Origin of the sequence: Tatumella terrea (genome assembly GCF_039523755.1) — a bacterium.
Lineage (GTDB): Bacteria > Pseudomonadota > Gammaproteobacteria > Enterobacterales > Enterobacteriaceae > Tatumella > Tatumella terrea.
The window spans coordinates 106,553-131,281 of record NZ_BAAAFX010000010.1; the positions used below are offsets into that span (position 1 = coordinate 106,553).

General features: G+C 52.8%; 23 protein-coding genes and 2 tRNA genes. 20 read left to right on the forward strand and 5 right to left on the reverse strand.

Going from position 1 to position 24,729, the window contains the following annotated elements:
* Nucleotides 1-9 precede the first annotated feature (9 nt).
* The 16 genes from ftsH to ABD035_RS05770 all read left to right on the forward strand — a co-directional run bounded on the left by ftsH (nt 10) and on the right by ABD035_RS05770 (nt 17,245).
* Nucleotides 10-1,953, forward strand: coding sequence for an ATP-dependent zinc metalloprotease FtsH (gene ftsH / locus ABD035_RS05700; RefSeq protein WP_212714657.1), 1,944 nt, complete (start codon nt 10-12; stop codon nt 1,951-1,953).
* A gap of 80 nt (nt 1,954-2,033) precedes the next feature.
* Nucleotides 2,034-2,867 carry a dihydropteroate synthase gene (gene folP, locus ABD035_RS05705; RefSeq protein ID WP_343868432.1) on the forward strand — a complete coding sequence of 278 codons (834 nt, stop codon included), beginning with the start codon at nt 2,034-2,036 and terminating at the stop codon, nt 2,865-2,867.
* 4 nt (nt 2,868-2,871) lie between these two features.
* The gene (gene glmM / locus ABD035_RS05710; protein ID WP_343868434.1) at nt 2,872-4,206 is read left to right on the forward strand and encodes a phosphoglucosamine mutase; all 1,335 of its coding nucleotides are present in this window, start codon (nt 2,872-2,874) and stop codon (nt 4,204-4,206) included.
* A gap of 202 nt (nt 4,207-4,408) precedes the next feature.
* Nucleotides 4,409-4,744: a preprotein translocase subunit SecG gene (secG, locus tag ABD035_RS05715; protein ID WP_212714660.1), complete on the forward strand. Its 336-nt coding sequence runs from the start codon at nt 4,409-4,411 to the stop codon at nt 4,742-4,744.
* A gap of 69 nt (nt 4,745-4,813) precedes the next feature.
* Nucleotides 4,814-4,900, forward strand: a tRNA-Leu gene (locus ABD035_RS05720).
* Nucleotides 4,901-4,956: 56 nt separating this feature from the next.
* A tRNA-Met gene (locus ABD035_RS05725) sits at nt 4,957-5,033 on the forward strand.
* A 204-nt stretch (nt 5,034-5,237) separates the two neighbouring features.
* Nucleotides 5,238-5,690 carry a ribosome maturation factor RimP gene (rimP, locus tag ABD035_RS05730; RefSeq protein WP_212714661.1) on the forward strand — a complete coding sequence of 151 codons (453 nt, stop codon included), beginning with the start codon at nt 5,238-5,240 and terminating at the stop codon, nt 5,688-5,690.
* Nucleotides 5,691-5,714: 24 nt separating this feature from the next.
* Complete coding sequence (nusA, locus tag ABD035_RS05735) at nt 5,715-7,220, forward strand: transcription termination factor NusA (RefSeq protein WP_212714662.1); 1,506 nt, start codon at nt 5,715-5,717, stop codon at nt 7,218-7,220.
* 18 nt (nt 7,221-7,238) lie between these two features.
* Nucleotides 7,239-9,935, forward strand: a complete 2,697-nt coding sequence (infB, locus tag ABD035_RS05740; protein ID WP_343868437.1) for a translation initiation factor IF-2 — start codon at nt 7,239-7,241, stop codon at nt 9,933-9,935.
* Nucleotides 9,936-10,003: 68 nt separating this feature from the next.
* Nucleotides 10,004-10,408, forward strand: coding sequence for a 30S ribosome-binding factor RbfA (rbfA, locus tag ABD035_RS05745; protein ID WP_212714664.1), 405 nt, complete (start codon nt 10,004-10,006; stop codon nt 10,406-10,408).
* Nucleotides 10,408-11,349 (forward strand): tRNA pseudouridine(55) synthase TruB, encoded by a 942-nt coding sequence (truB, locus tag ABD035_RS05750; protein WP_343868440.1) that lies wholly within the window; start codon nt 10,408-10,410, stop codon nt 11,347-11,349. The genes rbfA and truB overlap by 1 nt, the downstream gene beginning before the upstream one ends.
* A gap of 105 nt (nt 11,350-11,454) precedes the next feature.
* Nucleotides 11,455-11,724: a 30S ribosomal protein S15 gene (gene rpsO / locus ABD035_RS05755; protein WP_025903869.1), complete on the forward strand. Its 270-nt coding sequence runs from the start codon at nt 11,455-11,457 to the stop codon at nt 11,722-11,724.
* 319 nt (nt 11,725-12,043) lie between these two features.
* On the forward strand, nt 12,044-14,176 hold the full coding sequence (pnp, locus tag ABD035_RS05760) for a polyribonucleotide nucleotidyltransferase (protein ID WP_212714666.1): 2,133 nt from the start codon (nt 12,044-12,046) through the stop codon (nt 14,174-14,176).
* A gap of 131 nt (nt 14,177-14,307) precedes the next feature.
* Nucleotides 14,308-15,195, forward strand: coding sequence for a lipoprotein NlpI (nlpI, locus tag ABD035_RS05765; RefSeq protein WP_212714667.1), 888 nt, complete (start codon nt 14,308-14,310; stop codon nt 15,193-15,195).
* A gap of 102 nt (nt 15,196-15,297) precedes the next feature.
* Entirely contained in the window at nt 15,298-15,354 is a 57-nt protein-coding gene (gene yrbN / locus ABD035_RS17625; protein WP_111678723.1) for a protein YrbN, read from the forward strand.
* A gap of 16 nt (nt 15,355-15,370) precedes the next feature.
* Entirely contained in the window at nt 15,371-17,245 is a 1,875-nt protein-coding gene (locus ABD035_RS05770) for a DEAD/DEAH family ATP-dependent RNA helicase (RefSeq protein WP_343868444.1), read from the forward strand.
* Nucleotides 17,246-17,639: 394 nt separating this feature from the next.
* Here the strand turns inward: ABD035_RS05770 and ABD035_RS05775 are convergent, their stop codons facing one another.
* The 3 genes from ABD035_RS05775 to ubiU all read right to left on the reverse strand — a co-directional run bounded on the left by ABD035_RS05775 (nt 17,640) and on the right by ubiU (nt 20,656).
* On the reverse strand, nt 17,640-18,656 hold the full coding sequence (locus ABD035_RS05775) for a luciferase-like monooxygenase (protein WP_343868446.1): 1,017 nt from the start codon (nt 18,654-18,656) through the stop codon (nt 17,640-17,642).
* A gap of 95 nt (nt 18,657-18,751) precedes the next feature.
* The gene (locus ABD035_RS05780) at nt 18,752-19,651 is read right to left on the reverse strand and encodes a U32 family peptidase (RefSeq protein WP_343868448.1); all 900 of its coding nucleotides are present in this window, start codon (nt 19,649-19,651) and stop codon (nt 18,752-18,754) included.
* 9 nt (nt 19,652-19,660) lie between these two features.
* Nucleotides 19,661-20,656 (reverse strand): ubiquinone anaerobic biosynthesis protein UbiU, encoded by a 996-nt coding sequence (ubiU, locus tag ABD035_RS05785; RefSeq protein WP_343868451.1) that lies wholly within the window; start codon nt 20,654-20,656, stop codon nt 19,661-19,663.
* Between the two features lie 154 nt (nt 20,657-20,810).
* Here ubiU and ubiT point away from each other — a divergent pair, with 154 nt between their 5' ends.
* Nucleotides 20,811-21,335: a ubiquinone anaerobic biosynthesis accessory factor UbiT gene (gene ubiT, locus ABD035_RS05790; RefSeq protein WP_343868454.1), complete on the forward strand. Its 525-nt coding sequence runs from the start codon at nt 20,811-20,813 to the stop codon at nt 21,333-21,335.
* Nucleotides 21,329-21,829: a GNAT family N-acetyltransferase gene (locus ABD035_RS05795; protein WP_212714673.1), complete on the forward strand. Its 501-nt coding sequence runs from the start codon at nt 21,329-21,331 to the stop codon at nt 21,827-21,829. The genes ubiT and ABD035_RS05795 overlap by 7 nt, the downstream gene beginning before the upstream one ends.
* On the opposite strand, the gene ABD035_RS05800 is transcribed toward ABD035_RS05795, so the two are convergent.
* Nucleotides 21,820-22,107 carry a GIY-YIG nuclease family protein gene (locus ABD035_RS05800; protein ID WP_343868754.1) on the reverse strand — a complete coding sequence of 96 codons (288 nt, stop codon included), beginning with the start codon at nt 22,105-22,107 and terminating at the stop codon, nt 21,820-21,822. The two genes, ABD035_RS05795 and ABD035_RS05800, sit on opposite strands and share 10 nt — an antisense overlap.
* An 86-nt stretch (nt 22,108-22,193) precedes the next feature.
* Between ABD035_RS05800 and ABD035_RS05805 the strand changes: the two genes are divergently transcribed.
* Together ABD035_RS05805 and ABD035_RS05810 are read left to right on the forward strand one after the other, a co-directional pair.
* Nucleotides 22,194-22,622 (forward strand): YhbP family protein, encoded by a 429-nt coding sequence (locus ABD035_RS05805; RefSeq protein WP_343868458.1) that lies wholly within the window; start codon nt 22,194-22,196, stop codon nt 22,620-22,622.
* Between the two features lie 386 nt (nt 22,623-23,008).
* Entirely contained in the window at nt 23,009-24,211 is a 1,203-nt protein-coding gene (locus tag ABD035_RS05810) for an acyltransferase family protein (RefSeq protein ID WP_343868460.1), read from the forward strand.
* Between the two features lie 40 nt (nt 24,212-24,251).
* Here the strand turns inward: ABD035_RS05810 and nrdG are convergent, their stop codons facing one another.
* Nucleotides 24,252-24,725, reverse strand: a complete 474-nt coding sequence (gene nrdG / locus ABD035_RS05815; RefSeq protein WP_212714676.1) for an anaerobic ribonucleoside-triphosphate reductase-activating protein — start codon at nt 24,723-24,725, stop codon at nt 24,252-24,254.
* Nucleotides 24,726-24,729: the final 4 nt, after the last annotated feature.

Here is a 24,729-nt window from a genome sequence, read left to right on the forward strand (position 1 = left end):
TTGAGTGACATGGCGAAAAACCTGATTCTCTGGCTAGTCATCGCGGTCGTACTGATGTCGGTATTCCAGAGCTTTGGGCCCAGCGAGTCGAATGGCCGGCGGGTTGATTATTCAACTTTCCTGTCGGAAGTGAACCAGGATCAGGTCCGCGAGGCACGTATTAACGGGCGTGAAATTAACGTTATCAAAAAGGACAGTGGTAAATATACGACTTATATCCCTGTCAACGATCCCAAGTTGCTCGACAACCTGCTGACTAAAAATGTGAAAGTTGTCGGTGAGCCACCGGAAGAGCCAAGTCTGCTGACTTCAATCTTTATCTCCTGGTTCCCGATGCTGTTGCTGATAGGCGTGTGGATCTTCTTTATGCGCCAGATGCAGGGCGGTGGCGGTAAAGGCGCAATGTCTTTCGGTAAAAGTAAAGCGCGCATGCTGACCGAAGACCAGATCAAAACGACGTTTGCTGATGTTGCCGGGTGTGATGAGGCAAAAGAAGAAGTCAGTGAACTGGTTGAGTATCTGCGTGAACCCAGCCGTTTCCAGAAATTAGGCGGAAAGATCCCTAAAGGCGTACTGATGGTAGGCCCTCCGGGGACCGGTAAAACCCTGCTGGCAAAAGCGATTGCAGGTGAAGCCAAAGTACCTTTCTTTACTATTTCCGGTTCAGATTTCGTCGAAATGTTCGTGGGTGTGGGTGCGTCCCGTGTCCGTGATATGTTCGAACAGGCGAAGAAAGCCGCACCTTGTATCATCTTTATCGATGAGATCGATGCCGTAGGCCGTCAGCGCGGTGCAGGTCTGGGTGGCGGACACGATGAACGTGAACAAACCCTGAACCAGATGCTGGTTGAGATGGATGGTTTTGAAGGTAACGAAGGTATCATCGTTATTGCCGCGACTAACCGTCCGGATGTTCTTGACCCTGCGTTACTGCGTCCGGGACGATTCGACCGTCAGGTGGTTGTCGGTTTACCGGATGTCCGTGGCCGTGAGCAGATCCTGAAAGTCCATATGCGTCGCGTTCCTCTGGCAACAGATATCGATGCTGCGATCATCGCCCGCGGAACTCCGGGCTTCTCCGGGGCAGACCTGGCGAACCTGGTCAACGAAGCTGCACTGTTTGCCGCCCGTGGTAACAAACGTGTCGTCTCCATGGTTGAGTTTGAGAAAGCGAAAGACAAAATCATGATGGGTGCGGAACGTCGCTCAATGGTTATGACCGAAGCTCAGAAAGAGTCCACGGCTTACCATGAAGCGGGCCATGCGATTATTGGTCGTCTGGTGCCGGAACACGATCCGGTACACAAAGTGACCATTATTCCGCGCGGACGCGCACTGGGTGTGACCTTCTTCCTGCCGGAAGGCGATGCTATCAGTGCCAGCCGTCAGAAACTCGAAAGTCAGATTTCCACGCTGTACGGTGGTCGTCTGGCAGAAGAGATTATCTATGGGGCTGAACGTGTTTCGACCGGTGCGTCTAACGATATTAAAGTGGCCACCAACCTGGCACGTAACATGGTAACGCAATGGGGCTTCTCAGAAAAACTGGGTCCACTGCTGTACGCGGAAGAAGAAGGTGAAGTCTTCCTCGGCCGTTCAGTCGCCAAAGCGAAACACATGTCAGATGAGACAGCACGTATTATCGACCAGGAAGTGAAACATCTGATCGACAGCAACTATGATCGTGCACGTACGCTACTGAATGAGAACATGGATATCCTCCATGCCATGAAAGATGCGCTGATGAAGTACGAAACCATAGATGCCCCTCAGATCGATGATTTGATGGCCCGTCGTGATGTTCGTCCGCCAGCCGGTTGGGAAGAGCCGAAAAACAACGGTTCTTCGTCCGACGGTAACAGCGGTACGCCTGCACCTCAGCCTCCGCGTCCGGTTGATGAACCGCGCACTGAGAACCCAGGTAATACAATGTGTGAATCATTCGATAAATAAGATGATTTCGCGTTAAAATGAAACCCCGGCCTGTCCGGGGTTTTTTATTGCCTTTTTTTGCCGCAGGGAGAAGTTGCTCAATGAAGCTGTATGCCCGGGATTCCGAACTCGACCTCTCATTTCCCCATGTGATGGGAATACTCAATGTGACACCGGATTCATTTTCAGACGGGGGAAATCATGCCACACTGTCTGATGCCATTACCCATACCAATGAAATGGTTATTGCCGGTGCCACTATCATTGATGTCGGTGGTGAGTCTACCCGGCCAGGCGCAGCCGAAGTCAGCGTTGAGCAGGAGCTTGAACGGGTGATCCCGGTCGTCACCGAAATAGCCCGTCGCTTTGAAGTCTGGATCTCCGTGGATACGTCACGCCCGGAAGTGATCCGCGAAGCGGCCCGGGCGGGAGCGCATCTCATTAATGATGTGCGTGCCTTACAGGTGCCGGGGGCACTGTCGGCAGCGGCAGAGACCGGGCTGCCGGTCTGTCTGATGCATATGCAGGGGCAACCGGAAACCATGCAGAACGCGCCCGGCTATACCGATGTGATTGCGGAAGTGGACCATTTTTTTACAGAACATATTGCACGCTGTCTCGAAGGCGGCATAAAAAAAGAGAATCTCCTGCTCGACCCGGGCTTTGGTTTCGGTAAAAATCTCGGACATAACTATCAGTTGCTGGCCAGTCTGCACCATTTCCACCATTTCGGCCTGCCATTGCTGGTGGGAATGTCACGTAAATCGATGATTGGACAGCTGCTGAATGTCGGACCGAACCAGCGTCTGAGCGGGAGCCTGGCATGTGCGGTGATTGCCGCGATGCAGAGGGCACACATCGTCCGTGTCCATGATGTTAAAGAAAGTGTTGAGGCGCTGCGGGTTGCGGAAGCCACATTAAGAGCGAAAGGATAACAGTATGAGTGAGCGTAAATATTTCGGCACCGATGGGATTCGCGGCAAGGTCGGGGAAGCGCCGATTACGCCAGACTTTGTACTCCGCTTAGGCTGGGCGGCCGGAAAGGTATTAGCCCGCCACGGCTCTAAGACAATTATTATCGGTAAAGACACGCGGATTTCCGGCTATATGCTGGAATCCGCGCTGGAAGCCGGGCTCGCCGCGGCGGGACTCTCTGCGGCCTTTACCGGACCAATGCCGACGCCGGCGATTGCTTACCTGACCCGTACCTTCCGCGCAGAAGCCGGTATTGTGATCTCCGCCTCCCATAATCCGTTCGATGATAATGGTATTAAGTTCTTTTCGACAGAAGGGACAAAACTGCCTGATGATGTCGAAACCGCTATCGAACTGGAAATGGAAAAAACGATCACCTGTGTGCCTTCCGCCGAACTCGGCAGAGCCAGCCGGATTGTGGATGCCGCAGGCCGGTATATTGAGTTCTGTAAGGGGACGTTCCCGAGCGAACTGAACCTGAATGGTCTGAAAATTGTGGTCGACTGTGCGAACGGGGCAACCTACCACATTGCACCTAACGTCCTCCGGGAGCTGGGGGCGGAAGTTATTACCATTGCGGCACAGCCGGATGGGATGAACATCAATAAAGAGTGTGGTGCCACCGATCTGCGTTTACTTCAGCAACGGGTACTGGCAGAAAAAGCGCACGTGGGGATCGCTTATGACGGCGATGGCGATCGCATTATGATGGTGGACCATGAGGGCAACCAGGTCGACGGTGACCAGATCCTCTATATCATTGCCCGCGAAAAACTTCGCCAGGGGAACCTGCGTGGCGGTGTCGTCGGGACGCTGATGAGCAATATCGGCCTGGAGCTGGCACTGAAACAGCTAGGGATCCCGTTTGCCCGGGCGAAAGTGGGTGACCGCTATGTGCTGGAAAAACTGCAGGAAAAGGGCTGGCAACTGGGGGCAGAAAACTCGGGCCATGTCATTTTACTGGATAAAACGACCACCGGAGACGGCATCGTGGCCGGTCTGCAGGTATTAACGGCGATGGTACGTAATCACATGAGTCTGCATGACTTATGCAGCGGTATGAAATTATTACCGCAGGTACTGGTGAACGTACGCTTTAGCGGGGATTCCGACCCGCTCACTTCGGATTCCGTAAAAGCGGTGACCGAAGCGGTCGAAAAAGAACTGGGTAGCCGGGGCCGTGTACTGTTGCGCAAATCGGGCACAGAACCTCTGATCCGGGTCATGGTGGAAGGGGAAGATCGACAGCAGGTGACCTTGCTGGCGAACCGGATTGCCGATGCGGTGAAAGCGGGTTAATCCGTTCCGGAAAAAGGGGGTTGCCGATAAAAACATCAGAGTGGTGATTTTATCGGCAGTCGGAATCTGCAAAGAAAATTGCTCTTGCAGAGAATCACGCCATTGGTTAGTATTCAGACCCGCTTCTGATAGGTACTCTGTTATCTGTCGGCGCAAGGTGAAGCTTTAACTGTACGGTGGCGTACAAGGAAACAGGTCAATTATGTACGAAGCTCTTTTAGTTGTTTTCCTTCTGGTAGCACTTGGCCTTATCGGCATGGTAATGCTGCAGCAAGGTAAAGGCGCTGATATGGGAGCATCTTTTGGTGCTGGTGCGTCAGGTACACTGTTTGGTTCGAATGGGTCTGGTAACTTCATGACTCGCACAACCGGCATTCTGGCTGCGCTGTTCTTTATAATGAGTCTGCTCCTTGGCAACATGAACACCAACAAAAGCGCCAAAGGAAGTGAGTGGGAAAACCTGAGTGCCCCTGCGAAGTCTGAACAGACCCAGCAACCGGCTAAACCGGCAGCACCAGGCAGCGATATCCCGCAGTAAGCAGTAAACGAAGCAGTATCAGCAGTACCCTTACTTTCGACGGCTGGTTTCTCCGGCGTCTTAAGCAGTACCGAGGTGGTGGAATTGGTAGACACGCTACCTTGAGGTGGTAGTGCCCAATTGGGCTTACGGGTTCAAGTCCCGTCCTCGGTACCAATTCAGTTTAACTTGCAATTATTGCATGTTCGGCGTAAAATTCGCCACGTTTCGGACGCGGGGTGGAGCAGCCTGGTAGCTCGTCGGGCTCATAACCCGAAGGTCGTCGGTTCAAATCCGGCCCCCGCAACCACTTTCCCTTAGAGTTGTTTTTCAAAAGACCAGCAGGTATCCTTTCTCACCTGATTTTGAAAAAAACTCTTTTGGTATGTGTTTCTGTCGCATGGCGACAAACACAGGGTCCAGTGATAAAAAGCCCCGAATATTCGGGGTTTTTTGTTATCAGGTAATCGTGATTTTGGGCTTCAGGCCCTTTTTTTATGTCTTGGGGGTGGGCTTGTCCACATTAGAACAAAAATTAACAGAATTAATCACTGCTCCGGTAGAAGCGCTCGGCTACGAACTGGTTGGTATTGAGTTCGTCCGCGGTCGTACCTCGACTCTGCGTATCTACATTGATAGTGAGGATGGCATCAATGTTGATGATTGTGCTGATGTCAGCCGCCAGGTAAGCGCCGTTATGGATGTCGAAGATCCGGTGACAGTCGCTTATAACCTTGAAGTTTCCTCACCAGGTCTTGAAAGACCACTGTTCACTGCCGCACACTACCAGCGTTTCATCGGCGATGAAGTCAGCCTGGTATTGCGCATCGCGGTGCAGAACCGCCGTAAATGGCAAGGTATCATTAAAGCCGTAGAAGGTGAGATGGTGACCGTGACCGTCGAGGGTAATGATGAAGTATTCGCGCTGAACAATATTCAGAAAGCGAATCTGGTCCCCCATTTTTAAACGTCCGGATTGAGGCTAACCAGGATGAACAAAGAAATCTTAGCTGTTGTAGAAGCCGTTTCTAACGAGAAATCTCTGCCGCGCGAAAAAATTTTTGAAGCGCTGGAAAGTGCGCTTGCAACGGCCACAAAGAAAAAATACGAACAGGAAATCGATGTTCGTGTTTGTATTGATCGTAAAAGTGGTGACTTTGATACCTTCCGTCGTTGGCTTGTCGTTGAAGAAGTGACGCAGCCTACCCGTGAAATCACGCTGGACGCTGCGAAATTCGAAGACGAAAACCTCAATCCAGGCGATTTTGTTGAAGATCAGATCGAGTCAGTCACTTTTGACCGTATCACCACCCAGACAGCGAAACAGGTCATTGTCCAGAAAGTACGTGAAGCTGAACGTGCGATGGTCGTCGACCAGTTCCGTGAGCAGGAAGGTGAAATCATCACCGGTGTGGTGAAAAAAGTTAACCGTGACAATATCTCACTGGAAGTCCGCCCGACCGATGGTTCTAATACCAGCGCGGAAGCGGTCATCATCCGTGAAGATATGCTGCCACGTGAAAACTTCCGTCCGGGTGACCGTATCCGCGGTATTCTCTATGCCGTCCGTCCGGAAGCCCGCGGAGCGCAACTGTTCGTCAGCCGCTCTAAACCTGAAATGCTGAAAGAACTGTTCCGCATTGAGGTGCCGGAAATCGGCGAAGAAGTGATCGAGATTAAAGGTGCGGCCCGTGATCCGGGGTCCCGTGCGAAAATCGCAGTAAAAACGAATGACAAACGTATCGATCCGGTGGGTGCCTGTGTAGGTATGCGCGGAGCTCGTGTGCAGGCCGTTTCCAGTGAACTGGGCGGTGAGCGTATCGATATCGTGCTGTGGGATGATAATCCGGCACAGTTTGTTATCAATGCCATGGCCCCTGCTGATGTCGCCTCCATTGTTGTGGACGAAGATAATCACACCATGGATATCGCTGTTGAAGCCGGTAATCTGGCCCAGGCGATCGGTCGTAATGGCCAAAACGTACGTTTAGCCTCACAGCTGAGTGGCTGGGAACTGAACGTGATGACAGTTGATGACCTGCAGGCGAAGCATCAGGCAGAAGCACATGCAGCCATCGATATGTTCACAAAACACCTCGATATCGACGAGGAATTTGCCACTGCACTGGTAGAAGAAGGGTTCTCTACTCTGGAAGAACTGGCCTATGTGCCGGTCGATGAGCTGCTGGAAATCGATGGGCTCGATGAAGAGATGGTAGAGGCTCTGCGTGAACGAGCTAAAAATGCGTTGACCACCCTGGCGTTAGCGAAAGAAGAGAGTTTAGGCAACCAGAAACCTGCGGATGACTTACTGGCACTGCAGGATATGGATAAAGACCTGGCCTATCGTCTGGCCGCTAAAGGCGTCTGCACTCTGGAAGATTTAGCTGAACAGGGTATCGACGACCTCGCAGATATTGAAGGGCTCTCCTCAGAGAAAGCCGGTGAGCTAATTATGGCTGCACGTAATATCTGCTGGTTTGGCGGCGACGCATAACAAACAGGAAGGAACAGCATGACTGATGTAACTGTAAAATCGTTAGCTGCAGAAATACAGACCCCTGTCGATCGTCTTGTACAGCAACTGGCTGATGCAGGGATTTCCAAGTCTGAAAACGACTCTGTGACTGAGCAGGAAAAGCAACAGCTCCTGTCACATCTGAATCGTGAGCATGGTAATGCCGATTCAGGTAAACTGACTCTGCAACGCAAAACGCGTAGCACCTTGAATATTCCGGGCACCGGCGGTAAAAGTAAATCGGTGCAAATTGAAGTCCGCAAAAAGCGTACCTATGTGAAAGATGATGCCGAGGCAGAACGCCAGGCAGAAGCAGAAGCGCAGGCACAGCGTGAAGCGGAAGAGGCGGCACGCCGTGAGGCTGAAGAAGCAGCCAAACGCGAGGCCGAAGAAAAAGCGAAGCGTGAAGCCGAAGAAAAAGCTAAGCGTGAGGCAGACGAAAAAGCCAGACGTGAAGCTGCGGAAAAGACAAAAGTGACAAATCAACAAAACAACGATATGACCAAGGCAGCGCTGTCAGACAAAGCTCGCCGCGAAGCGGAAGCCGCTGAACTCAAGCGTAAGACCGAAGAAGAAGCCCGCCGTAAACTGGAAGAAGACGCGAAACGTATCGCGGAAGAAGCCCGTCGTCTGGCCGAAGAGAAAGGCGAAGAGTGGCAGAAGCCGGTGGAAACTGAAGATTCTTCTGATTACCACGTGACGACCTCGACCCATGCCCGGCAGGCAGAAGACGAGAACGACCGTCAGGTTGAAGGTGGCCGTGGCCGTACCCGTACCGCGACGAAGAGCCCGCGTGCCAAAAAAGGCAACAAGCACTCCGAAGCGAAAACCGACCGTGAAGAAGCCCGTGCAGCCATCCGTGGCGGCAAAGGCGGTAAGCATCGTAAAGGCAGCGCACTGCAGCAGGGCTTTAACAAGCCGGCACAGGTCGTTAACCGCGATGTGGTTATCGGTGAAACGGTAACCGTTGCGGAACTGGCGAACAAAATGGCCGTTAAAGGCTCTCAGGTCATCAAAGCGATGATGAAAATGGGTGCGATGGCAACCATTAACCAGGTGATTGATCAGGAAACTGCGCAGCTGGTTGCTGAAGAGATGGGTCATAAAGTTATCCTGCGTCGTGAGAACGAGCTGGAAGAAGCGGTAATGAGCGACCGTGATCTGGGCGGGAACACCGAAGCGGAATCACGCGCGCCGGTAGTGACCATCATGGGTCACGTTGACCACGGTAAAACCTCTCTGCTGGATTATATTCGTTCTGCGAAAATTGCCTCCGGTGAAGCGGGTGGTATTACCCAGCATATCGGTGCTTACCACGTTGAGACCGGTAACGGGATGATCACCTTCCTGGATACCCCGGGCCACGCCGCGTTTACCGCGATGCGTGCACGTGGTGCGCAGGCGACTGACATCGTTATCCTGGTCGTTGCTGCAGACGATGGTGTGATGCCTCAGACTATCGAAGCTATCCAGCACGCCAAAGCGGCTAACGTCCCTGTCGTGGTAGCAGTGAACAAGATCGATAAGCCGGAAGCCGATGCGGACCGTGTTAAGAACGAACTGACTCAGTACGGAATCATTCCGGAAGAGTGGGGCGGCGAAAACATGTTCGTCAACGTTTCTGCGAAAGCCGGTACCGGTGTTGACGATCTGCTGCAGGCTATCCTGCTGCAGGCGGAAGTGCTGGAACTGAACGCAATACGCAGTGGCATGGCAAGCGGTGTTGTCATCGAATCTTTCCTGGACAAAGGACGTGGCCCTGTCGCGACCATCCTGGTCCGTGAAGGTACGCTGAACAAAGGCGATATCGTCCTGTGCGGCTTCGAATATGGCCGTGTTCGTGCCATGCGTAACGAACTGGGTCAGGAAGTCCTGGAAGCCGGTCCGTCTATCCCTGTAGAAATCCTGGGTCTGTCAGGTGTGCCTGCAGCCGGTGATGAAGCGACAGTGGTACGTGACGAGAAGAAAGCCCGTGAAGTTGCACTGTACCGTCAGGGCAAATTCCGTGAAGTGAAACTGGCTCGTCAGCAGAAATCTAAACTGGAAAACATGTTTGCGAACATGAGCGAAGGTGATGTTTCTGAACTGAACATCGTTCTGAAAGCCGACGTACAGGGTTCTGTGGAAGCTATCTCTGACTCTTTACTGAAACTGTCTACCGACGAAGTGAAAGTGAAGATTGTCGGTTCCGGTGTCGGTGGTATCACCGAAACGGATGCTACGCTTGCCGCAGCGTCTAACGCTATCGTCCTGGGCTTCAACGTCCGTGCCGATGCGTCAGCCCGTCGTGTTATCGATGCTGAAAGTCTGGACCTGCGTTACTACTCCGTCATCTATCATCTGATTGACGAAGTTAAAGCCGCGATGAGCGGTATGCTGGCCCCTGAATACAAACAGCAGATTATCGGCCTGGCTGAAGTCCGTGATGTCTTCAAATCACCGAAATTTGGTGCGATTGCCGGTTGTATGGTGACCGAAGGTATCGTGAAACGTCACAACCCAATCCGTGTTCTGCGTGACAACGTGGTTATCTACGAAGGTGAGCTGGAATCTCTGCGCCGCTTCAAAGATGACGTTAACGAAGTCCGTAACGGTATGGAATGTGGTATCGGTGTGAAGAACTATAATGATGTTCGCGCCGGCGATGCTATCGAAGTGTTTGAAATCATCGAGATCAAACGGACCATCGATTAATCGTTATCGGATTACGACGATTTGGGAGGCCGCTGGCCTCCCGAATTATTTGAGAGGAGCAAAATATTATGGCAAAAGAATTCGGTCGTTCTCAGCGTGTGGCTCAGGAACTGCAAAAAGAAATTGCCCTGATCATTCAGCGTGAAATCAAAGATCCACGTCTCGGGATGATGGTCACTGTTTCCAGTGTCGAAGTCTCCCGGGATCTGGCCTACGCCAAAGTCTTCGTGACCTTCCTGAATGATAAAGATGAAGATGCAGTAAAAACCGGCGTAAAAGCCCTGCAGGATGCGTCCGGCTTTATCCGGACACTGCTCGGCAAAGCCATGCGTCTGCGTATCGTGCCTGAACTGACATTCTTCTACGACAACTCCCTGGTTGAAGGGATGCGGATGTCTAACCTGGTCTCCAGCGTCGTCAAAAATGACAATGAACGTCGTGGTAATACTGCAGAAGAGAGCAAGGAGGACTGATGGGCCGTCCCCGTCGCCGTGGTCGTGATATACACGGGGTACTGTTGCTGGATAAGCCCACCGGTATTTCCTCCAATGACCTGCTGCAGAAAGTAAAACGTATTTATAACGCCAATCGCGCCGGGCACACCGGTGCGCTTGATCCTCTGGCAACAGGGATGTTACCCATCTGCCTGGGGGAAGCGACTAAGTTTTCCCGTTATCTGCTGGACTCCGATAAGCGTTATCGGGTGATTGCCCGACTGGGCCAGCGGACAGATACGTCTGATGCCGATGGTAACGTGGTGGAAGAGCGTCCTGTGACTTTCACGGCAGAGGAACTCGCTCAGGCGCTGGAAAGTTTTCGCGGGGAGACGCAGCAAGTTCCTTCGATGTTTTCTGCACTGAAGCACCAGGGACGCCCGCTGTACGAATATGCCCGCCAGGGGATCACCGTCGAACGCGAACCGCGTCCGATCACGGTGTACGAGTTACAGTTTATCCGTCATGACGGTGATGAACTGGAGCTGGAAATCCATTGCTCGAAAGGCACTTACATCCGGACCATTATCGATGATTTGGGTGAAAAGCTGGGCTGCGGGGCGCATGTCATTATGCTGCGTCGCGTGCAGGTCGCCCGTTATCCGATGGAGAACATGGTGACCCTGGAGCAGCTACAGGCTCTGGCAACGCCGGATGAGCAGGGGCAGGTCGATACCGCGCCGCTGGATGAATTACTGATGCCAATGGACAGCCCGGCCGCGGATTATCCGCTGGTTAACCTGCCGGAATCCGTCAGTCACTGGTTTAAACTGGGACAGCCGGTGCAGATAGCCGGTGCGCCTTCTGACGGGCTGGTGCGTGTCAGTGAAGGTGAGGCTAAAAAGTTCATCGGCATGGCAGAAATTGACGACCAGGGCCGTGTTGCACCGCGCCGGCTGGTCGTTGAAAATTTCGACTGAGTTATTTGCACTCATCTCTGCCGCAGAGTAGAATGGCGCGGCTTTAAAGTGGGAAGCTGAATTAGAGATCGGCGACCTGAAATCAAACATATACTGGAGTTTATTATGTCTCTAAGCGTAGAAGCTAAAGCAGAGATCGTTGCTAAATACGGTCGTGGTACTAATGACAGCGGTTCAACTGAAGTTCAGGTTGCTCTGCTGACTGCTCAGATCAATCACCTGCAGGGTCACTTCTCTGAGCACAAAAAAGATCACCACAGCCGTCGCGGTCTGCTGCGTATGGTTTCCCAGCGTCGTAAGCTGCTGGATTACCTGAAGCGTAAAGATGTTGCACGCTACACCAGCCTGATCGAAAGCCTGGGTCTGCGTCGCTAAGTCTGACGAATTTTTCCAGGGTCAGAACTATGCCTCGGTATCATTCTGTTTCCGGCGGAAAAATTTGAGCGAGTTTCGCGAAAAGGGGGCCTTTATGGCCCCTTTTTTTGGGTGACCGGCAGTATTTCTGTTAAAACTCATGTATTGTTACTGTGAGTGATCTTTATTTGCACGATTCGCGCGGCTAATGAGAAACCTTATCCGCCCTGAGCACCGGGACGAGAGCTTTGTCATTAGTCGCGAGGATGCACAAAAGATCAAAACCAAGACTCAGACCGCCCGAACGTGGCGTCTGATAAAAAATTAAAGGATCTAAATTTTGCTGAATCCGATTGTACGTAAATTCCAGTATGGCCAGCATACCGTCACTCTGGAAACCGGAATGATGGCTCGCCAGGCGAGCGGTGCTGTAATGGCTAGCATTGATGACACTTGTGTCTTCGTGACCGTCGTTGGTCAGAAAAAAGCGAAGCCAGGTCAGGACTTTTTCCCGTTAACCGTGAACTACCAGGAGCGTACTTACGCTGCCGGTCGTATCCCGGGAAGTTTCTTCCGTCGTGAAGGTCGTCCGAGTGAAGGTGAAACCCTGATCGCTCGTCTGATCGACCGTCCGGTACGTCCGCTGTTCCCTGAAGGTTTTGTTAACGAAGTCCAGGTCATTGCGACCGTGGTTTCCGTTAACCCACAGGTGAGCCCGGATATCGTTGCCATGATTGGTGCTTCTGCTGCACTGTCTCTGTCAGGCGTTCCTTTCAACGGCCCAATCGGTGCGGCACGTGTAGGTTATATCAATGACCAGTACGTTCTGAACCCGACCCGTGATGAAATGGCTGAATCCCGTCTGGATCTGGTCGTTGCAGGGACTGAGAATGCCGTACTGATGGTTGAATCAGAAGCGGACATCCTGAGCGAAGAGCAGATGCTGGGTGCGGTCGTGTTCGGTCACGAGCAGCAGCAGGTTGTTATCGAAAACATTAAATCTCTGGTGGCTGAAGCGGGCAAACCTCGCTGGGACTGGCAGCCAGAGCCGGCGAACGAATCGCTGAATGCGCGTATCGCTGCGCTGGCTGAAAGCCGTCTGAGCGATGCTTACCGCATCACTGAGAAGCAGGAACGTTACGAGCAGGTTAACCTGATCAAGAGCGAAACCACTGCCGCATTGCTGGCAGAAGACGAAACGCTGGATGAAGGCGAAATCAGTGATCTGCTGCACGCCATTGAGAAAGACGTTGTACGTGTTCGTATCCTGAACGGTGAACCACGTATCGATGGCCGTGAAAAAGATATGGTTCGTGGTCTGGATGTCCGTACCGGTGTTCTGCCACGTACTCATGGCTCTGCGCTGTTTACCCGTGGTGAAACTCAGGCGCTGGTGACCGCGACCCTGGGTACCGCGCGTGATGCACAGAACCTGGACGAGCTGATGGGTGAGAAGACCGACAGCTTCCTGTTCCACTACAACTTCCCTCCATATTCTGTCGGTGAGACAGGAATGGTCGGTTCGCCTAAGCGTCGTGAAATCGGTCACGGTCGTCTGGCGAAGCGTGGTGTTCTGGCTGTGATGCCAAAACAGGATGCCTTCCCGTACACCGTACGTGTTGTTTCTGAAATCACCGAATCAAACGGTTCATCTTCAATGGCTTCTGTCTGTGGTGCTTCTCTGGCACTGATGGACGCCGGCGTTCCTATCAAAGCAGCCGTTGCCGGTATTGCGATGGGTCTGGTGAAAGAAGGTGATCGTTACGTGGTACTGTCCGATATCCTGGGTGACGAAGACCACCTGGGCGATATGGACTTTAAAGTTGCCGGTAGCCGTGAAGGTGTGACTGCACTGCAGATGGATATCAAGATTGAAGGTATCACCCGCGAAATTATGCAGGTTGCACTGAACCAGGCTAAGGGTGCGCGTCTGCACATCCTGGGCACCATGGAACAGGCTATCAGCACGGCTCGTGTTGAAATTTCTGAATTCGCTCCGCGTATTCACACTATCCGTATTAACCCGGATAAGATCAAAGATGTCATCGGTAAAGGTGGCTCTGTGATCCGTGCTCTGACCGAAGAGACCGGCACCACCATCGAAATCGAAGATGATGGTACCGTGAAAATCGCAGCAACGGACGGCGATAAAGCGAAAGAAGCGATTCGTCGTATCGAAGAAATCACCGCAGAAATCGAAGTGGGTCGTATCTATAACGGTAAAGTGACCCGTATCGTCGATTTCGGTGCTTTCGTTGCGATCGGTGGCGGTAAAGAAGGTCTGGTACATATTTCTCAGATCGCTGACAAGCGTGTTGAGAAAGTGACAGACTATCTGCAGATGGGTCAGGAAGTACCGGTCAAGGTACTGGAAGTCGACCGTCAGGGTCGTGTCCGCCTGAGCATCAAAGAAGCGGTTGAAAAACCACAGGCAGAAGAAAATACCGCGGCGAACCCGGCTGACGCTGGTTAATCGTCCGATGATTATCCTTCTCTCTGAGTATTCAGGGAGAAGGATTGATGTTATCGCGAGGGCAGGATTCCTTTGCACGGCAGGCGGATGAAAGGATATTCATCCTAATGTTTGTATTCGGGAGTGGGATAATGAAGCCTTATTTGCGCTGGGGTTTTGTTGCAGCAGCTTTAGTGCTTGCAGGATGCAGCAGCTCTGACAACTGGCGTCAGAATGAAGTTCTTGCCGTCCCTTTGCAACCCACATTGCAACAGGAAGTGATTCTGGCAAGGATGGAACAAATACTTGCCAGTCGTGCCCTTACAGATGATGAACGCGCACAGCTTTTATATGAGCGCGGAGTGTTGTATGATAGTCTTGGTTTGCGGGCACTCGCACGGAACGATTTTTCCCATGCGTTGTCTATAAGACCAGATATGCCGGAAGTGTTTAACTATCTCGGCATATATTTAACGCAGGCAGGTAATTTTGATTCTGCCTATGAAGCGTTTGATTCTGTACTAGAGCTTGATCCAACTTACAATTATGCGCATTTAAATCGAGGTATCGCCCTCTACTACGGTGGACGATACAAGTTAGCGCAAGATGATCTGCTGGCGTTTTATCAAGACGATCCTAATGATCCGTTTCGTGCGCTTTGGCTCTATCTCGCAGAACGTGAGATAGATGCTAAAAAAGCGAAAGTCGCGCTCAGACAGCGTTATGACTCTGCGAATAAAGATCAATGGGGATGGAATATTGTCGAGTTCTACCTGGGCGATATCAGTGAGAAAACACTGATGCAACGACTACAGGCAGATGCAACGGATAACACCTCGCTCGCTGAACATCTCAGTGAAACCAACTTCTATTTAGGTAAGTACTACCTAAGTCTGGGGGAGAAGGACAACGCAGAAGCGTTGTTCAAACTGGCGGTTGCCAACAATGTGAATAACTTTGTTGAACACCGATATGCATTGTTGGAACTGGCAGAACTTGGCCAGGCACAAGACGACCTATCAGAATCTGACCAGCAATAGCTGACGAAAATTGACACCCTTTTTTTATTTCCTGTCATCCTTCGGGGTGAGGGGTGTTTTATTCGTCAAAAACTTCTAATTTGAGCCGGTTCACACTTTTCAATGAAAATAACTGAAAGTTTTCATGACGAGTTATGTAGACTGGCCGCCGTAATCTAAGAGGCACGTGTACTACATGACTGATATTCAAACCACTTTTTCCGATCTGGGCCTTAACGAATCTATCCTGTCTGCGCTGAATGACATGGGATACGTTAAACCATCGCCAATCCAGGCGGCCTGTATTCCACACCTGCTGGCAGGTCGTGATGTCCTGGGTATGGCTCAGACCGGCAGTGGTAAAACAGCGGCATTCTCTCTGCCATTGCTGAACAACATTGATCCTGCCCTGAAAGCACCTCAGATCCTGGTGCTGGCGCCAACGCGTGAGCTGGCGGTACAGGTAGGCGAAGCCTGTAATGAATTTTCCAAACACATGCGCGGTGTAAACGTCCTGGCCCTGTACGGTGGTCAGCGTTATGACGTTCAGCTGCGCGCCCTGCGTCAGGGACCACAGATTGTTGTGGGTACTCCTGGCCGTCTGCTGGACCACCTGAAACGCGGTACCCTGGATCTTTCCAACCTGCGTGGTCTGGTACTGGATGAAGCTGACGAAATGCTGCGCATGGGCTTCATCGAAGACGTAGAAACGATTATGGCTCAGATCCCTGAAGGCCATCAGACTGCGCTGTTCTCTGCGACGATGCCTGAAGCGATTCGTCGCATCACACGTCGCTTTATGAAAGATCCACAGGAAGTCCGTATCCAGTCAAGCGTTACCACGCGCCCTGATATCAGCCAGTCTTACTGGACTGCTTATGGCCGTAAGAGTGATGCTCTGGTTCGTTTTCTGGAAGCCGAAGATTTCGATGCGGCAATCATCTTCGTTCGTACCAAGAATGCCACGCTGGAAGTCGCAGAAACGCTGGAGCGTAACGGCTACAGCAGTGCTGCCCTGAACGGTGATATGAACCAGTCACTGCGTGAGCAGACCCTGGAGCGCCTGAAAGATGGTCGCCTGGATATCCTGATTGCGACAGACGTTGCTGCACGTGGTCTGGATGTTGAGCGTATCAGCCTGGTCGTTAACTATGATATCCCGCTGGATGCTGAATCTTACGTTCACCGTATCGGCCGTACCGGTCGTGCAGGTCGTACCGGTCGTGCGCTGTTGTTCGTAGAGAACCGCGAGCGTCGTCTGCTGCGTAACATCGAACGCACCATGAAGCTGACTATCCCTGAAGTTGAACTGCCGAATGCGGAACTGCTGAGTACCCGTCGTCAGGCGAAATTTGCTGAACGTGTTCAGCAGCAGCTGGAAAGCAGCGATCTGGATCAGTACCGTGCACTGCTGGAGAAATTATCTCCTCAGGAAGATCTGGATATGGAAACTCTGGCCGCAGCACTGCTGAAAATGGCTCAGGGCGAACGTCCGCTGATCGTTCCTGCTGATGCACCTCGTCCTGCGCGTCGCGAATTCCGTGACCGTGATGAGCGTAGCGACCGTGGTGGCCGTGACGATCGTCGTGGTAACCGTGAACGTGATGGCGGTGACCGTCCGCGTCGCGAACGTCGTGATGTGGGTGATATGCAGATGTACCGCATTGAAGTTGGCCGTGATGATGGTGTTGAAGTACGTCACATTGTTGGTGCTATCGCCAACGAAGGTGATATCAGCAGCCGTTACATTGGTAACATCAAACTGTTCGGTACTCACTCAACGATCGAATTACCGAAAGGTATGCCGGGTGAAATCCTGCAGCACTTCACCAAGACGCGTATTCTGAACAAACCGATGAATATGCAACTGATTGGTGATGCACAGCCACAGTCCCGTGAACCACGTCGTGGTGGCCGTGACGGCGGTCGTGAAGGTGGTCGTGAGGGCGGCGGACGTCGTTTCTCAGACCGTCGTGAAGGTGGCCGTGGTTCTTTCAGCGGTAACCGTGAAGGCCGTGGTCCGCGTCGTGAAGACGGTGCAGCACCGGCTCCGCGTCGTCGCGAGTACTAATCCGCAGGACGGGCAGATAAGGAGAGCACTCTGAATTTGCCCGCCATGCTGAATAAAAAAAGCGAGGGGATTATCCCCTCGCTTTTTTTTTAACGGTGTCCGAAAATCTCTGCCTGACTGCCTGACTGCCTGACTGCCTGACTGCCTGACTGACTGCCTGACTGCCTGACTGCCTGACTGCCTGACTGCCTGACTGCCTGACTGCCTGACTGCCTGACTGCCTGACTGCCTGACTGCCTGACTGCCTGACTGCCTGACTGCCTGACCGGATCACATCACATCACATCACATCACATCATTACTGCATCACATCATTACTGCATCACATCATTACTGCATCACATCATTACTGCATCACATCATTACTGCATCACTGCATTACTGCATCACTGCATTACTGCATCAGTGACTGTGCCGCCGCCATCGCCAGAGAGAAGGAATAAATTCTGGAATCAGGGTCAAAAATCTGACCGTTAACGATGATCTCATCGGCCTGATATTGCTGCTGTAAGGCAGCCATTCCCTGCGCCACCGACTGCTGATCGCCGACCAGCGACATCCCTAATGCCCGCTCCACGCCATATTTTTCTGCCGGAGACCACAGCGGATCCATGGTTTCTACCGGCTCAGGCAGAGGGCCTGGCATACCGCGGCGCAGGTTAATAAACTGCTGTTGCTGGGAGGTAAACAGGAAGCGTGCTCTGGCCTTACTTTCCGCGGCAATCACATTCACCCCGATAATCACATACGGTTCAGCCAGTCGTGAGGACGGCCTGAATTTTTCACGGTACAGCGTGAGCGCGTCGGCGAGCATATCCGGGGCGAAATGCGAGGCAAAAGCAAAGGGCAGGCCCAGCTGCGCAGCAAGTTGTGCGCTATAGAGGCTGGAGCCTAATAACCATACCGGAATCTGTAACCCGACACCCGGCACCGGCTGGACGTCAAAATGGCTGCCTGCCGGCGCATCAAACCAGCGGATAAGCTGTTCAATATCCTGCGGGAAACTTTCTTCATGGCTGCCCGACAGATGCCGGCGTAAGGCCATCATGGTGCGCTGGTCTGACCCGGGCGCCCGGCCTATCCCGAGATCAATTCGTCCGGGGTAGAGTGTTGCCAGGGTTCCGAACTGTTCAGCTATCACCAGCGGGGAATGGTTAGGGAGCATCACACCGCCTGATCCCAGCCGCAGATGTGTGGTGTTGGCCGCCAGATATCCAATCAGTACTGAGGTGGCCGCACTGGCAATGCCGGTCATATTATGGTGTTCGGCCAGCCAGTAGCGGTGAAATCCCGCGGATTCCGCATATTTCACTAATGCCAGTGAGTTGCTGAAGGCAGCCTGCACGGAGGACTGCGCCGGCACCGGGGCGAGATCTAATACAGAGAGCTTAAAGGGTTTGAGACAGGACATAAGTATACCTTTATCATACCGAAGCACCTGGCAGTCGCCAGCAGGGCGATGCTGAAAGCATCCCCCTGAATGTAGCGTCTTTCGGTGGCGAATACCTACGCGGATTGTGCCCCGATGCTCGTCTCCAGTGCCATCCCCTCGATATTATGCCAGTAGCCATTACAGTGAGTCCGTTTATCCAGCGTGAACGGCATCTCTGCCTGCTGATTACGGCGAAATTCGTGGATTAAGGCCGGAGTCTCTGTATCCTGAGGCGATATCCGCAGCACATCGACCAGCGACTGCATGGCGGATTGCTCATTGCCCAGATGGTAGCAATAACTGCTGAGGGTCTGGATACCATTCAGTACAAAGACCGGCTGTCCTTCCCGTGACAGTACTTCACGACCCTGCGGATAGCGCAGACAGCAAGTTTCACAATGGTCTTTATCACGATTTTCTGAACGCGCCGTAAAGCAGCGTGCCGACAGGGCCAGCGGCAGATGACCGTAACCGAAAACCTCCACTTCAAACCGATCCCGGAAGCCGTCACGCTCACACGCTTCCAGTAATGCGGTCAGCCAGTCGCGGGAAAGTTCTACCGGCATACACCAGCGCACCATGCCCTGTTTTAGCAGTATCTTCAGGCTGGCAGCGTTATAGATGTTCAGTGCCGGACCAGCGACAAAGGGTAACCGGTGGGTAGCGGCCAGATTCACGGTGCCCATATCACAGGCTTCCACCATGAATTCACCGTTATCCACATAGCGTCTCAGCTCTTTCAGCTCAGACGGCGACTGTAATAAGGCCAGCGTACTGAGAACGACCTGTTTTCCTGCGGCTGCCAGGGGCCTTGCCATTTCCATCCATTGCGCAAATGACGTCGCACGGCGTTTACTGCAGACCGTTTCCCCCAGATAGATAATGTCCGCATCACTGCCGGCGGCCTGCCGGTAAAAGGTATTCAGTTTTTCTGTCGGCCAGTACCACAGCACCGGCCCGAGCGAATATTTCATGATCGTTTCCTATTGCCATTGGCGGTGCAGTGCACCCAGAGTGGTTTGCGTACCTTCCGCAAGCTCTCCCAGTTGCTGCATCCAGCGCGGGTCAACATTAAAGGTCGCCGGCGATGTCCGGCAGTGATCGATGGCCTGCCGCCAGACGCTCGCTACCTGCCTGACATAGGCGGGGCTGCGCTGTCGCCCTTCAATTTTCACCGAGACAATCCCCATCTTTTGCAGTTCCGGCAGCAGGGCCAGCGTATTCAGACTCGTGGGTTCTTCCAGTACGTGGTAACACTGCCCCCCGACCTGATAGCGTCCTTTGCAGAGGGTGGGATAGCCTGCATTTTCGTGCGGCGGATAACAATCGATCAGCACTTCGTTGAGCCTGGCCTCCATGCCTTGCGTCGTGGTTTGCCAGCGCACAAATCTGGCCGGCGAGCAGGCGCCAGCGGTGTTCGGGGATTCACCGGTCATCCATGAGGACAGATAGCAACGCCCTTCAGCCATAATACACAGGCTTCCGAAGGCAAAGACTTCGAGCGGGACGGTGGTTTCGCGCGCCAGTTGCCGGACCTGGTGTAAAGACAGCACGCGCGGCAAGACCACACGATGAACCGCGAACTCTCGTTGATAGAAGAGAATGGCTTCGGTATTGGTGGCCGACGCCTGAACCGATAAGTGTCGCTCCAGGGTCGGGTGGCGGGTACAGGCGTAATCGAGCAAGGCAGGGTCGGCGAGGATCAGTGCATCCGCACCGCTGTCTGCGGCGATATCAATCGCCTGTTTCCAGCGAGCGAAGCCTTCAGGGTGGGCGAACGTGTTGACCGCAACATGCAGCTTTTTCTTTCGCTGGTGCAGATACCGGGCCGCTTCTTTCAGCCGGACAGGGGTGAAATTAAGCCCGGTAAAATGGCGGGCATTAGTATCATCTTTCAGGCCGACATAGACCGCATCCGCCCCGTTATCAGCAGCGGCTTTCAACGCAGGTAAATTCCCCGCCGGGCACAACAGTTCCATAGTGTTCTCCCTGTAAATATCAGGGATAAAAGTGTAGAAAAATTTATCCACCGAAAAGTTGATGCAGGGCAGTGTATGGCGGGTTAATCACAAAAATCGTCGCAGCGACAGTTAAAATAGCCGCAGTCTCCCTGTCATCGATTTAAGGAAAAATATGCTGCAGCGATTACATCATCATCTGGTCAGTGAAATGCCGAAGCTCCTGGCCTGGCCTCTGGGACGGGTGCCTTTCTCCTGTAAAAAGGTCCTGTTACGACAACTGATTAACTGGCAATATCAGCAGCTGATCGCGGCCGGCGAGATTGACTTTCTGCAGCAGCGCCGGCTGGGGATCGAGATCCGTGACCTGCGGCTGAAGTGGGTGATGACACTGGAAAACCAGCGGATCATGATCACCGACGGGCAGGAGGCCGATGTCTGGTTTCGCGCGGATACCAACGATTTGATTTTACTCGCGGCAGGCCGGAAAGACCCGGATATGTTATTCTTTCAGCGTCGGCTGGTGGTGGAAGGCGATACAGAATTAGGCTTGGCAGTAAAAAACCTGATGGATGCTATCGAACCCGACGCGATGCCACCGATACTACTTAAAGGGTTGCAGCATCTGGCTGCATTTACAGAAGCAGGAATGACACAGGACGCCAGCGTAATAACGGTGCGCGAAGAGAACTCATGCTAATCCGGACTGAAATTGGTATTGATGCGCCAGGCATCGACCGTTTATTAAAAAACTGCTTCGGCTCCGAGCAGGAAGCGGAGCGGGTCAGACAGCTACGTGAGCAGGGGTTACTGACTCTGGGAATGGTGGCGACCGATGATGAAGGCCAGATTCTGGGATATGCGGCATTCAGCCCGGTCACGCTGGCAGGAGAAGATAAAGGCTGGGTGGTACTTTCCCCGCTGGCTATCGATGCCGCCTGCCGGTCACAGGCACTGGATGAACAACTGGTCCGGGAGGCCCTGGATACCCTGAATGAGTTTGGTTATGGTGCCGTTCTCGCCAGAGAAAGCCTGGCCTGTCTGACACAGGTCGGGTTCCGGCCAAGTGAAAAACTGCATTATCAGTCGCCGGCCGATAACCGGCAGCAGACGTTGCTTATTTACCCGCTGGCGAACGACCCGGTCGGGGATGAAGCCGGCGAATTACAGCTTTCCACACCCTTTTACGGGTGACGGGTAAGCCAGCAGGGCAGATCGGCAGGCTGGTCACTGACCAGTAACAGCTTATCCGCCCGGGTCCGTTGCTTCACCTGGTATTCCAGCTTTGATGCCTGTGACCGGTCTCCGGCAGGGCTCTGAAATACCAGCGTCAGCGGACCTTTGCCCCGTAACGCCCTCGCACCTGTACCGCGCTGATGTTGTAAAAATCGCCGTGCGACGTCGGTCGTAATCCCGGTGTACAACGCACCGGAGGCTGTTTGTACCATGTACAAAAACCAGCGATTTTCCATCCTGATCATTATCCTGTTCGGTGAAGAGCGGGCAGTGTAGCGTGCAATGTCTGAGAATGTCATGATTTGATCATCAGAGGATGTCTATGTCGGACCTGAACCACTGTCTTAACTATCTGAAAAAACACCATGTGCTGACGCTTTGTACCGGTAGCGGTGACACCTTATGGGCAGCCAATTGCTTTTATGTTCTGGATGAAACCGGCATTGCGTTCTGGCTGATGACAGAGGAGACCACCCGTCACGGTGAGTTAATGCGCCTTAACGCCCGCGTTGCAGGTACGGTGACCACGCCCGCCAGCACGGTGATGAAGATCCAGGGCATCCAGTATGCCGGAGAGATATTCCAGCCGGAAGGGGAGCGGGAGAAGCAGGCACTGGCCTGCTATCAGCAACACTTTCCGATTGCCCGCGCGATGAAAGCCCCGTTATGGGAAATCCGGCTGGATGAACTGAAGATGACCGATAATACGCTGGGCTTCGGGAAAAAAATCCACTGGTCCCGCACCTCCTGAATCCCTTTTTCGGCGTCCGCAGGACGCCATTCCCTCCCGCCGACCGCCCTTTTCACGGGCTGATGCCTGCCTTGATCCGGCGTTAATGCCCGGTGAGCTGAATACCTGCCCGGGGTGATAAATAAAAAATATTCATATTAAATGTTAATTTATTTAATCAATTTCGCTTGCAATTAACGGCCCTGACGGATCATAGTGAAGGCCGGCAGCAGAAAAGTGAATATCCGTTCCGCCGTGAATATTACGGAGCCATCACAGGGAATCACTGTCAGATAAACGCGTTAAAGCTCCTCACCTGCATGAGATAACCAGTCCACCATACACATTAATTTAATTTATTAAAATTAGCGTGTTAGCTAACGGTTTCTGTTTTACACGGGGGATATATGCACAATGACACATCACCGATACAACCATCTCATCCATCGACCGCGCACCATATTGTTCAGCGTAACGAAAAGGGTATGTTGCCCAATCTGACTTCCCTGAACGGTATCCGCTTTATCGCGGCTATCGGGGTATTTTTTTTCCACTCTTCACTCGGGGCTATAATGGCACCCTTTGCCAGCCCGCGTGTCAGTGACCTGTATTCCTTTATCTTTAGTATTTCCGGCTGGGTCAGCGTTTCCCTGTTTTTTATTCTCAGCGGTTTTGTGATGGGCTGGTCATCCCGGCCGGTCGATCATCCGCTACGCTTTTACCGTCGGCGGCTGGCAAAAATCTATCCGATGAATGTGGTCGTGATGGTGATCGCGCTGGTTTGTGGCGTGGTCAGTATTCATCGCCCGGATATCTGGGGGCCTAATTTCCTGCTGGTGCAGGCCTGGATCCCGAGGGTGGAAAATTATATCGGCGGGAATACCCCCAGCTGGTTCCTCGGTGCCATTGTTCTGTTTTATTTTCTTTTCCCGATCGTATTCCGCTGGGTAAAAGCACTGCCGGCAGACAAACTCTGGACCACGGTTTTTCTCTGTTATGCCGGGATGATTATCAGCCAGTTCGTTATCTATTACTTTACACATAATGAACCGCTGCTCTCCGGCTGGCCGTTTCCTATCGGTGAAACCCAGTTCTGGCTTTCCTACACATTGCCAATCACCCGGATATTTGAATTCGTGATTGGCCTGGTACTGTCCCGAATTATTCTTGAAGGCTATTTTATCCGCATCAGTACCGGCGTCAGTTTTTCGCTGGTGGTTATTGGCTATATTATTGATTTATATGTTCCTTTTCAGTTCAGTTTTAACCTCGTGATGTTACTCCCGCTGGTCTTATTACTGGGATCTCTGACGGTCGGCGATATAAACGGTAAGACCTCATTTCTGAACTGGCCGGTGATGCAATGGCTGGGCGATATCTCCTTCGGGTTTTATATGATCCACTTTACCCTTCTGATGTTGCTTAAACGCTGGACCGGCGGAGAGAAATTTACTACCCCGACAGCCTTACTGTTACTGTTACTTGCAATCATTGCCAGTGTGTTCTGTGGCTGGTTACTGCATAAATATGTCGAAATCCCGTGCGGTAATTACCTGAACTCCCGTTCCCGTGCCGGAAAGCCCCTGGCTCGCCGGGAAAGTGTACGCTGAAAGCTCCGCTGACGGCCCGGAGAGCTCCGGACCGTCAGGGTTACCGTGCCTGACGCAGATACCAGATCCGCTGATTCCGGCTGCCGCGCCATTTGAGCGACAGATCTTTTTCAGATTCTACGAAGGGACCATCCACCAGCACATGAATGTGCCGTGTAACTTCGCGCTGGGCGGCGGTCAGCCATTGAAAAGAGTATCCGGTCCATAGCCAGATATCTTTTTCCGGACATTCACTGACCACGCGCCTTACCAGTTGCAACACGGCAGTGACATTGGCCGGGTGGAGCGGATCGCCGCCGGATAAGGACAATCCCTGACGGGGGATACGCGTGTCGTTAAGGTCCGTGATGATCCTGTCCTCCTCCTGCCGGGTAAACGGTTGTCCGGAATCCACCCGCCATGTGGACTGGTTATAGCATCCCCGGCAATGATGTTCACAGCCCGCGACAAACAGGGTACAGCGGGTCCCCGGTCCGTTGACCACATCCAGCGGATAGTAGCGATGATAATTCATGGCG